Source organism: Kosakonia sp. SMBL-WEM22 (assembly GCF_014490785.1).
GTDB lineage: Bacteria > Pseudomonadota > Gammaproteobacteria > Enterobacterales > Enterobacteriaceae > Kosakonia.
Genome location: NZ_CP051488.1, coordinates 1,866,544 through 1,878,806, shown reverse-complemented (window position 1 = coordinate 1,878,806; position 12,263 = coordinate 1,866,544). Strand labels below are relative to the sequence as shown.

7 protein-coding genes and 1 pseudogene are annotated in these 12,263 nt (G+C 39.0%); 5 read left to right on the top strand and 3 right to left on the bottom strand.

What is annotated here, in order from left to right; genetic code table 11:
- Positions 1–11 precede the first annotated feature (11 nt).
- From acpS to HF650_RS08845, 3 genes are all read right to left on the bottom strand, one after another.
- A complete protein-coding gene (gene acpS / locus HF650_RS08855) occupies positions 12–398 on the bottom strand; it encodes a holo-ACP synthase (RefSeq protein ID WP_187802029.1) in 387 nt (128 codons plus the stop codon).
- A 5-nt stretch (positions 399–403) separates the two neighbouring features.
- Entirely contained in the window at positions 404–2,044 is a 1,641-nt protein-coding gene (locus tag HF650_RS08850) for a ShlB/FhaC/HecB family hemolysin secretion/activation protein (RefSeq protein WP_187802028.1), read from the bottom strand.
- A gap of 65 nt (positions 2,045–2,109) precedes the next feature.
- Positions 2,110–4,818, bottom strand: coding sequence for a filamentous hemagglutinin N-terminal domain-containing protein (locus HF650_RS08845; RefSeq protein ID WP_223284287.1), 2,709 nt, complete (start codon positions 4,816–4,818; stop codon positions 2,110–2,112).
- Positions 4,819–5,951: 1,133 nt separating this feature from the next.
- Between HF650_RS08845 and HF650_RS08840 the strand changes: the two are divergent.
- The 5 genes and pseudogenes from HF650_RS08840 to HF650_RS08820 all read left to right on the top strand — a co-directional run bounded on the left by HF650_RS08840 (position 5,952) and on the right by HF650_RS08820 (position 12,105).
- A pseudogene (locus HF650_RS08840) lies at positions 5,952–6,533 on the top strand (common pilus major fimbrillin subunit EcpA).
- Positions 6,534–6,585: 52 nt separating this feature from the next.
- Positions 6,586–7,254: a hypothetical protein gene (locus HF650_RS08835; protein ID WP_187802026.1), complete on the top strand. Its 669-nt coding sequence runs from the start codon at positions 6,586–6,588 to the stop codon at positions 7,252–7,254.
- A gap of 70 nt (positions 7,255–7,324) precedes the next feature.
- A complete protein-coding gene (locus HF650_RS08830; protein WP_346014256.1) occupies positions 7,325–9,805 on the top strand; it encodes a CS1-pili formation C-terminal domain-containing protein in 2,481 nt (826 codons plus the stop codon).
- A complete protein-coding gene (locus HF650_RS08825) occupies positions 9,795–11,438 on the top strand; it encodes a hypothetical protein (protein WP_187802025.1) in 1,644 nt (547 codons plus the stop codon). The genes HF650_RS08830 and HF650_RS08825 overlap by 11 nt, the downstream gene beginning before the upstream one ends.
- Positions 11,428–12,105 (top strand): fimbria/pilus periplasmic chaperone, encoded by a 678-nt coding sequence (locus HF650_RS08820; RefSeq protein WP_187802024.1) that lies wholly within the window; start codon positions 11,428–11,430, stop codon positions 12,103–12,105. Before HF650_RS08825 ends, HF650_RS08820 begins: the two co-directional genes overlap by 11 nt.
- The last annotated feature ends 158 nt before the right edge of the window (positions 12,106–12,263 follow it).

Below are 12,263 nucleotides of genomic sequence, written 5' to 3'. Positions count from 1 at the left end.
TTGTTTTTCCTTCATCGGGATATAATTGTTACTGCAACAGCATGTGTTCGACAGTGAGATATGCTTAAAGAGATATGTTCTATTCCTCGCTCCTTGATTATCTGTGCTATACGTCCAGAAAGAGAAAAAAAGGGGCAACCTAAACGGTCATGCTGAATCTCCATATCCTGAAAGGTTATGCCTTCACGGAACCCTAAGCCTAACGCCTTAACAAGAGACTCTTTTGCAGCCCAAAAACCCGAAGCTCTTTCATAATCCAGCGCTTCTGCAACAAACTGCGCTCTTTCGGATGAAGAAAAAACGCGATAAAGGAAATTATTCCCCCCATGGTTTATTGCCCTGGTAATCTTACTTACTTCAACGATGTCAGTACCGAGATAAAGATTATTTTTTGCCATAGATACTAGAACTGATAACTGAAGTTAAATTTCGCCGTAAAATCATCAACAATCATTTTGGAAGGATAGAGTAAAGGAAGGGATAATGATAATTCATATCCCAAAGACTGAACATTCCCTTTTACTCCACCGGTAATACCCATAAGTTTGTTGCCACCATATAGTTGCCGCGTGGATTGGTTATTACCAACTTGCCCATAATCAGTTCCGAAGAAAGAAGTTACCCCATTAAAGGCAGTTGTAATATTAAGAGTGTTTTGTATATAGAAAGCATTTATAGCATCCACACCAGAACTATTTTCAAAACCTCGTACATTCCAGCGATTGCCTAAATTAAACTGATCCTGAATGGTTAGTGATTCAGGGCTATATTGCGCACCTATAGTCATCTCATACCAGGCTGGAGAAGTTAATAGCTTCATTACCTTCAAATAAGTCATATTTAAGTTATAGATGTGACTAACACTGTCTACGTCGCCTGATAACATATCTGGAGTTTCCTTCCCCCCAGGCCATTTAACAAATCGTTGCCAGCTTAATGTTGAGTCCAGTGAGGCCCCATCAAAGCTCTGGAGGTAATTGAGCGCTAGCTTCAGGTTGCTCATGTCACGCTTTTGCATGGCCAGCTGGACTCCACCGAACTCGTAACCTGATTTTCTTTTAAAAAGCTCTATACTTGCAGAAATTTTCTTGGACATATCACGATAAAGCAGGCGCGTGCTTTTGATACTGTAATATTTATTTTTACCGATATAATTATAATGCCAGTCAGCTATAGGAATATTTTGGTTAGAAAAACTTGTGCTATATATAAATTCATACTCCCAAAAGCCATATGGGAAAGAGTACCAAGCGGTAATGTTTTTGTAACCCCCTGTCGTACTACTCGCCCCAGACAAATAACCTATATCACTTAAGCCTGCGACATTAAATAGATAAAAAGCCGCACTAAATAGGTTTTGCCCCGTACTTTTATCCCCCTGGTTACTATAGTTTGCTTTGACACTCCATTTTTTAGCGCGGTGCGTATTAATTAATATTTTGCTGTACCCGTTACGACTTCCAGGAGCAATGTTTATTTTTACATCAACCGCAGGTGTTCTTTGCAAATTCTCTAGCCCCTGCTCTATATCTCTTAGATTTACAATATCACCTTCTTTAAAAGGCAATATATAAGAGTTAACATCTTTACCTTCAATTATAATATGCTCTATCCGACCAGGAACTATCGTTAAGATAAGCTGCCCCGTTGTCAAATCTTGATTGGGGATATCTACACGTGTTGTTACAAACCTGACATTAATAAAATAGTCCTGAATAATCTTAGCTAAAATTCGTATGGCGCTGATACCAATACAATGCCCAGAGAATTTATTTTTAATAGCGCTGATATTACGATCATGTATAAAATCATTACTAAAAATAAACTTATCAATTTTATAGCATACTTTATCATGAGGGATCTGTATGTTATTGATAAGCAACTCTCTTTTGTTTGAGAACACATTTTTTTTAGTAAGTTTATTTTCACGCAATACATTCGAGTCATTGCGTTGCTGCTCTTTCGCAAACGTGTCCAGATTATCCGCTGCTACCACATGAAAACAAAAAAAACAAATAATAAGATATAACTTATGAAGTTGCACTATTACGATCGCTCTTATTTTTGAAAAGCAGCAGAGAAACTGCTGCTTTTCATTGTGTATTTAAATCACAAACCAACAATAGTGCCTGACCCGGTCAATTGTTCAGTATTTAGTATAACGCCCCTTTCACCACCTAAAATAGCATTAGCTCCTGAGTTATGTACCATTTTCGAAGTAATGAACGCATTGCCTTGAGTATAGATATTTTTATAATTATAAATTGTGCGAGCAGCCTGGACATCGAGATAATCCCATGCCACCACATTACCATAGTTAGTTAAATCAGTTCCCGCCTTTATAAACGCTGAACTACCAACCAGATTGCCTTTGCTGCTGTTAACAACATTTCCATCTGATTCAACATATAGTATTGTACCCGCCACAATATCTTTCTCATTAGTAAGAGTACCTGACGTGTCAACTTCTAACGTATTATCAGCGGAGATAGTATTATAATTATGTAATACACCCGCCACGCGTACTAATGAGTTTTGCTTACTGCTTACCCACCCATAATTAGTGAAAGCACTACCCACAATTAATGAGAGATGCCGATCGGAAGAAATTATTCCCGTTGCATCATTGCTTTCGATTGTTCCAGTACTGTAATTGGATAGCGAATTGACGTCAATATTAAGATCTCCAGCGCTATGAATTGTGGAGTAATTATTAGTTAATCGTTTCGCAATAATATTTGCATCACTACCGCTAGCTATTAAAGCGCGATCGCTACTAAGTGTTTCCAGAACATTCATGGTTAATGGACCATACTCCGCAATGATACGGCTATGGTTGTTGTTAACTGACTGAGCATTGATTGAAACTCCGTTGCTCCCAATCAACCCACCAATCTGGCCTGGTATACCGAAATAATTACCATATACTTTCCCAAAATTCTCTCCATAGGAGTTATTAACATTTGTTTTAGCATCAATATTCAGTACATTACTTGCCACCATCAAGCCGTGATAGTTATCAACATCTGCTTCAGTTTTGATTGAAATATCTTTACCAAGAATCATGCCACCGATGTTTTTGACATTTTTAGCTTCGATATCAACATTGCCAAACTGTGAGCTTACTAAGCCAATATGGTTATTAAAGTATCCGGTCAAATCGATTTTGATACCACGATCGCCAATGATTTGCCCGACATAAAGACTGTTATCCATTGTGGAACCAACGACTGAGATGGTGTCTTTAGAAAGAACTCTTCCGCTCGAGTTTTCAATATTTCCAATTGCAGAAAGTGACACGGATTTATCAGCAGCAATTTTGCCATTACCATTATTGATAGTGCTATCACTTGCCAGAGAGATACTTCCCGATGAACTTATTCCGCCTGTGGAATTATTAATTACGCCAGCCTTTACTTTAATTCCACCATCGCCTGAAATCAGTCCTAAGGAGTCGCTACTTGTAGCATCAGCAGTAATGTTTTCTTTATTAATAAAAGACTTTGCCGTCTCAATCTGTATACCACCTGCTTGAGACCTGATAAGGCCTTTAGTATTGTCTATATTTCCAGAGCTAATCATATCAATCTTGCCAGCAGATTGAATTTCACCTCCTACATTAGTTAATTCTGAAGTTTCAAAGGCTAAATAACCACCTTTAATCTGACCAGTCCGGTTATCTAACTTACCGGTTTTCAGGGCAACAACACCTGCCTCCAATCCTACAGCAGTACCCTTGCCAGTGTTAGTTAATGTTTTACCATTGGTATTAATGCCTAGTACACCACTAGAGGCAACTTTTCCATTTTTATTATTAAACTCACCACTATCGATATAGATATCAGCCTCTGAGGAAATACTACCTGCCGTGGTGTTGTTAACAACATTTTTTGCTGTATTGATGAGTATCTTACCTTTACCAGCGATGTCACCACCAATATTATCCAGAGCTCCATTAGTTGTGATTTGAGTTTCTCCAACCGCTTGTACATTGCCATTGCTGTTAATGAACTTGCCGTTTACATCAATTACGATATTATCTGCACCGCCTGCAATTATCCCTGTATTTCTTACACCAACACCGCTTTCAGTACTGATTAGATTAATGCGATTAGCGTACATTCCACCCAAGTCTGAAACATCAACTGCATATGTGTTTCTGGCTCCGCTCGCCGTTACATGTCCCGAGACTGCTGCGTTTTCATTGATATAATTATTGCCTGCGATCACGGTAAGCTCATCTGTCACGATTTGGCCTTGCACCGCCACAGAGCGAGCAAGGATCTCTGTTGGTGAAGAACTCATTAACCCCTGGACGTTGATAATGCCGCCCCCAACTGAATAACCTTTTAACGCACCATTTTGAATATCGGGTTTACCGGTCGTGATGGTAGCCTTACTGGTATTGATAAAACCACTTCCCATAGTTGTTGAAATACCATTAGGATTGGCAATAACCAAGTGTGCCTTATCCCCTGCAACTTCCATCAGGCCTTCAAGCATACTGGATTTATTGGACGTAACTTCATTAAGGATAACGTTGGCGCTACCAGAAGTAAGATTACTATTACCCGCAATTGAACCACCAATTACAGTATTAGTACCGGAAGAGCTATTATTAAAAATCACCCCATCCTTACCAACGTTGAAATCATCATAAACATTATGAGAAAGACCATTTTCATTTGGTTTTGCAATGTTTATTATCGGCACGCCATTTGCTTTGAAGAGGGTACCATTTTTGATATTGAGATTTGCTGCTTGAACTATAACCGGTAGAGAGAGCAGAATAGACGCTGCTATTGGATTAAATTTCATTAACATTCCTGTGATCCTTTCACTTTTCATTGATTACCTACCTGTAATTTATGCAACTTATTAAGATGAGCTTATTCGTTCAAAGAAACTAATATTACAAATGCGGCTAATTCAGGCATTTAAATTCGTAATGCAGACTAAAACCACATTAACATTTGGAACTTCCTCGTTTGTCTTAACACTTTTACCATATAGAACCAAAGTACATGTAAGAACATCAGATGTATGCTTCTTAAATCAAGGGGAATATTATACTTTTTTCTTGATACGCCTTCAAAAATGGAGAGCCGATAGGAATTTTTTAATTATTACTAAAGCAAGTATTAAAACAAGTGAATTACCCTTAAAGGATAGAAAATTTTTTATTAAGGCTGCTTAAGAAAATTTTCCATTTTTCCTTTGATATCAACAAATTACAAAATTTAATCATATCTATAATAAATTCCAGAGCGCCTAATATAGGCCATACAAATAAATAGTGAGCATAGATATCTTCTACATCACAAAGGCAAAGAAAAATGAACGACCCTCACCGGTGCTTACGCGCGGACTGAGCATGAATTTTCAACCAGACAATACATTTTTGTTGCGGGATATCTACAGCCAGGGATGAAACTCAGTCTCAGCATAGTCTTTAAGGTTGGTGATAAAATTTAAATCTTAAAAGAACGCATCGAGGCACCCTTAAATAAACAATCATTCATTTAAATAAAATTTATTTACTTCTTAAAAAGAAATCAACGGTATTATAAAGGCAAAACAAAAAGGTTAACGAAATGTTATCAACAAGGCGGTAAGCGGCATTGCTTCAGATGAAAAGAGCACAATTAGTTAACAGTTATTATTTATTCGCAGCATAACATTTTATTACTATCCGATTATTTCGCATCAAGGTTATTATTTTTGTGAGGAGCAAATATTTTGCGTAAGCTCATGATTAATTAAAAGTTGCTAAGCACTCATTAACTAACGCAACTGTAAGGTATTGAGTTGTTATTAGCGCATATATTCAAGTTATACTTTCTTAGCTTCTTATGATCGGTTTGACTATTTGATAGAAGTACCGATTAGAAAAAATCCTTGTGCATACAAGGAACCTTCAAGGTTAAAAACATTAAGAGTAAGGTGCATTTATGAAACGTAAAATTCTAGCGCTTGCATTATTGTCTTCTTTTAACATGGGTGCAGTTCAGGCAGCTGACACTTCAGCACAAGCTGTTGCAACGTGGTCCGCCACGGCAAAAAAAGATACAACAAGTAAATTAGTTGTAACGCCTCTAGGAAGTCTTTCTTTTCAATACGCAGAGGGCGTTAAAGGTTTCAATACACAAAAAGGTCTTTTTGACGTTGCAGTTGAAGGCGATTCAAGTGCAACGGCATTCAAACTCACCTCACGATTAGTGAGTAACACGCTAACACAGCTTGATGGATCAGGGTCCACGCTTAATGTTGGTGTTAATTACTTCGGTAACGCAGTTAACAAAACGACTGATACTGTTCTTGTTGATACTCTTTCTGGTCAAAGTGGTGGTCTTGGCAATATTGCTTCTAATTAAAATAATGCAGGTCGTTTTGCCGGTCAGGATGCATTTACATTCTCAATTGCAAGTGCAACGACTGACGGAACGACGCCTGCAACAGATTTGAGCGTATTGCCAGAAGGTATTTGGAGCGGCGATGTTAGCGTTCAGTTTGATGCAACCTGGACTAGCTAATTTCCAATATTTGAGGAGCGAGGGACCGCTCCTTTTTTTTAGGAGAATGGATATGACGAAGAATTTTCTAACTTTTGCCATTTGTTTAAGTTTCATGATGCCCACTTACGCATTAGATATTGGCGATATATCTTCTTTTATGTATAGCGATAGTTCCATTATTAATAAAGAGATCAAAAACTCTACCAATACAGGTCGCCTTATTAATATCAAAGTCGAAAGAATAACAAACCCTTTGGAAGGCGGTAGCATCATTCCTATGGAGAGTAAAGATGAACTTCTTTTGACACCCGGGAGTTTGCTGCTTCCGGCTAATAGCAATGAGACTATTCGTTTTTTCTATAAAGGTCCGAATGATGATAAAGAACGCTATTACCGTATTCTATGGTCCGACCAAGCATTGAGCGAAGGGAAAAGGAGCAACGCAAAGCGTCATGCCGTTGCCACAGCCTCAGCGTTAATCAGTTCAATATTAGTAGTTGCGCCACGCAAAGCAAAATATGCATACCACTACTCTGAAGGGAAAATCACTAATCCAGGAAATGCAACTTTGCGTATCATTGCTTATGGGCCATGTTTGAAACCCACTGATGGCGACTCTTGCAAAGAGAATTATTACCTTATGCCAGGAAAATCGCGAAAATTTACGCGGGTCAACGTTGCAGATAGAAATGGTCGTGTAGCATTCTGGCAAGAGAACCATTTCGTTTCAGTAAAATAGTTTTCGGAAGACGTAATCTGTGCGCATTGTCGAGAACAAGATCTTCCAAGCTTGCGTTACTTATACAGTCATTTTCTTTGCTGGTATGAATGAAGTTTACTCTACTCCTTTTCAAAACTTACATATCGCCGGCATAATGGTTCCTGATGCTTTTAGAAAAGCATTACAAGATGGTATGAGCATCCCTTTATATATCCACCTGAATGGGTCTTCTGGTACAGAAGATGATCAGCGTATTGGCACGGCTTCCATATGGCTTGATGATAATATGGTAAAAGTACGTTTAATTGAGCTTGAAGATCAAAACGGCAATGCTTCATTGAATGAAGTTACACGTTCAAAAATAGATAGCCTTAAAGATGTTGCATTTAATGAAGAGTTTAAAATATCTCTCACCGATAACGCTTGGCTATATTTAAATTTCCAGCAACTTACATTACAAATAATTGTAACTCAGCAGGCGCTCAAGACTCTCTTTCGTCCCAAGATTGAGGACATAGGTAAATCCAGTGCGGAAAATTTAAGCGGCACGCTGAGTTATAACTTTGGCATTTATAACAATAAGATGAAGGGGGGTGAAAGCAGCACTTCCAACTATCTTTCATTTGATTCTGTTACAGCATTAAAAGAGCACCATTTAATGGTGAATGGTACTATGTACGGTCTGGGATCTAATTCCCAACAAGCCCAATTTTATCGTGCTATGTACGAACGTGACTTTTCAGGCTTTAGACTTGCAGGTGGCATGTTAGATGCATGGAATTTACAGTCGCTTGGTTCTGTTACCGCGCTTCCTTCAGGAAAAATTTATGGCTTCTCCTGGGGTAACTATGCCCAGTCAACAGTCTTCAATGATTCACATTCTGTTGTACCAGTCATTGTGTTTTTACCTTCTGCTGGCGAAGTTCACCTATCTCGAGACGGTAAACTTCTCAGCGTACAAAATTTCAGCATGGGTAGTCATGAAGTTGATACCAGCGGACTCCCCTATGGTATCTACGATATCAAAGTCGATGTGATCGTTAATGGCCAACATATAAACCAAACTATTCAAAGAGTTAATAAGCTTTTCGCTCGCGGCAAATCTGCGGGAATGCCATTCCGTTGGCAATTTTGGGGAGGCAACATGCATATTGAGCAATGGGAGAGTGGCGAGAGGGAAATTCAGGAAGCTAAAAACAGTTTACTGATTGGCTTGTCCACGTCCGGTACACTTCATGCTTTATCCTGGATAGCCTCAGCGTATAACTATGATTCTGTCAGTATCGGGGAATTGCAGCTTTCATGGCCTGTTTTCGAGGATTTACAAATAAGTTTACAAAATATGCTGGCTACAGATGGGTCATGGAGTTCAATTAGTAGCTTAAATGCTACTTTGCCTGGAAGATTCAGTACTGTCTGGTTAAGCCAGGAAAAAACTTCAATCGGAAACAAAGTTCGGCGGAGCGATGCCACCAATATTTCAATGGGTGCGTCATTAAATCTTAATACATTTTGGTCCCGGCTTGGTTCATTAAGTGCGAGTTATAACAAAGATCACCAACATAATAGTCATTATTACACTGCCGATTATACGCAGACACTATACAATGGCCAGTTCGGTTCACTATGTCTACGTGCAGGCCTGCAACGTTACCAGCACAGCAATAGTCGGCAAACAAGCCGTATGCAAAAATATGTCGCTTTTGATTTTCTGCTCCCACTTGGTAGCACCTTTCGAGCAGGGATAACGCAACAAAATGGTTATGCTATGGCAAACATCTCCGCTCAGAAGCAGTTTGACGAGACTAATACTATACAGGCTATTGGTGCCGACCTTTCCCGAGGCATTTCTGGTGAGAAGAGTAATAATAAAAACCTGAGTGCCACTGCATGGACAAAATATGAGAGCCGTTTTTCCACAGGAACATTGAGTATCAATAGCGGCCTGGATGGATATTTAAACTCTAACTTCACTGCGAATGGCAGTGTCGGCTGGCAAGGAAAAGAGTTAGGTGTTAGCGGCAGCACAGAAGGTAATGCTGGCGTAATATTACATACTGACATTGAGCAAAATGGTCAACTAACTGCAAAAGTCAATGGCCGCCTTTTCCCATTGCTTGGTAAACGTAACTACCTTCCTTTAGATCCTTATTCACGTTATGAAGTTGAAATTATAAATAGTAAAAATTCTATTGACAGCTATAACATCGCAAACGGTAAAAAAGGTCAATTCACGCTTTATCCAGGCAATGTTGTTACCATGAAACCTGAAATCAAACAAATGGTAACTGTTTCAGGCCGGATACGCGCTGAAGATGGAACATTGCTTGCTCATGCTCACATTAATAACCATATTGGGCGGACGCGTACAGATGGTAATGGTGAGTTCGTAATGGATATTGATAAAAAATTTCCTACTGTCGATTTTAGCTACGAAGATAATAAGAGTTGCGAAGCAAATCTTGATATCAGTAATGCTCGTGGTGCAGTTTGGGTAGGCGATATTATTTGCCAGGGATTGAAAACCTTTGCCGGCACTATGGTTGAGGGAGAGACCAATGAAGGTTAAACACTATTTATTCTTAACACTAGCATTTATACTCTCAAAAATAACGAATGCAGAAGCAGGCGTTAATAAAACTATATTTCCCGACGCACCTACGCGCGAATATGTTTTTGTAGAAAATAATAACAACGATAACTTTTTTGTTACACCAACTGGTGCACTGGATCCACGGATGACAGGCTCCAACCGTTGGACAGGGCTAAAATACAATGGTTCAGGCACCATATATCAGCAAAGCCTTGGCTATATTGATAACGGATATAATACACTTTTGTTAAGTAACCGCCGTTTCGATATGTGGCTTGAAAAGGCCCCCACCTCACATCTACTGACAGGGTTACGCTGTATCAACTGGTATAAAGGCTGCGATATGTCAACAAGTTTAATTTCGCCAGAGGCCAGGGATGCCGCTGGATTTTATGGCGTATCCGTTCCAGCAGGGGGAGCTAAATGGATGCATGGAATGATGAGCGATCAGTTTTATCATTATCTAAATAATGCGTCCGTAGGAAGTAACTTTACCATGACCATTAACACCTGCACTACAGCGGAAAGTTATAGCGCTAAACTGGGCCAACGCTGCCGCTATCTGGGTTCAGGTAACTGGTACGTCCGCAAAGTCTCATATACCAAAGGCGCTCATATTAAGTTTGAAAACACCAACAACATTTCGGAAGTTTTCATTAATAGCGATGGCATACCTACGATTGGAGAAGGCAACTCTGGCTGTTATCCCCTTGTTATAGGGAAAATTTCCGGTTTGGCCTGTAAAATGCTCACTTACTCATTACGTGACAACGGGATGAGCAACTCAACAATAAAAGTTTTTCCATCGATTAATAAACCCGATCTAGAATCAGCAATAAATTCTCAGGATATGCAGTTTAGTCTGGATAGCAATACCTGGAAGACTGTAAGCAAAACAAGTCATTACTTTACGTTTAATGAACTAAAAGGAAAGAGAAATATTTATATTTTTCTGTCGCAAAATTTTTTCAAACAAATGGTAAAATTAGGCATTAGCGACAGTAATACAAACGATCTCTTCAATTTTAGAATGCACAATGCCCTCGCTCCAGAATCAGGTTGGTACGAATTCTCAACTTCAAGTCAGATCATTATCAAGCCACGCGATTTTAGCGTGAGTATAATTTCGGCCGATTATGTGCAAAACCCTTCACGCACTGGAAAAATTGGTAGAAACACTCCTTCGCTTGATTTTGATTATATCGTTACGACCAATGGAAAGACCTCTGCAGATGAAGTGCTAATTAGCGTAACGGGTCCTACGCAAAAGATCCATGGGCGATCGTGGTGCATATTCAAATCGCCTAACAGCATAACTCAGGTTCCTTTTCCCGCATCATTAATTTATAAAACCAGAAACGGAGTAAATAAAACTTATGATGTCGGCTGCGATGGTCTGTGGCGCGATATGACTGATGCTTTTTGGCTAACGACACCATGGTTTAGTGCAAACGGCTCTATGGGGTTAATGAATAAATCAAATGTTCGTTTTTCAATACCTATGAATGATGAGCGCTCTCTGTATACATTAAACCAGTCAACATGGTTCGGAGATGTTAGCGCATCGGGTGAAATTAGAATTAAGGCAACATGGCGCAATGTTAATTAAACTACTATCAAAATATTTCTTAATCTTTTTTTTGCTAGCACCCTTTTTTGCAAATGCTATATATGTCGGCAATCAAACTTTTTCGATTAACTCTGATAGCAATATGTATGCAAAGCTGGTTATAAATAATAATCAGGCGCCTCGTCTTTACCGCATAACTATTAAGGCGATTGTAAGCCCCGGAACATCCGAGGTTTATTTTCAGCCTAATGATGGAGAGCTACTATTCGCACCGCGACAAATGATGTTGAAACCTGGCGAGGGTGATTTTTTTAAGTTTTATTACCATGGCCCAGCTGATGACAAAGAACGTTACTACCGTATTGCATTTGAAGAAATTCCTCCTCAAAACAAAAAATCAAAGAATGCGAAGGACAACATTATAAGTATGATGCCGGTCATCGTAATGGATACAATACTTGTCGTGAGGCCTCGTAAGATAAACTTTGAATGGTTTTTTGATCACTCTCATGGGGAGGTAGCTAATAAAGGAAATACATGGTTTAAGTTATTATTAAAACCAGGGTGCGGTGCCACAGAGGATACCAGCTCGACATGGTATCTCCGGCCCGGGGAGGCACTGAAGAGTGGTTATGTGAAGGGAGCCGGTGAAATATTTATACTCTATAATGATTCATTTATAAAAATACATGATGATTGTACTTGAATCATTATGAAGGTTTATATTTTTTTGACTATTCTTATACCTTAGAGTTTAACTTCAAGAAAAATGGAGATTCTAAAAAATTGTCTCCTGGCATCGACCTTTTCAAACTCCATATAGGAAAGTTGATAATTTGAGTGCTTAAAGCAGTCTTGTCAATG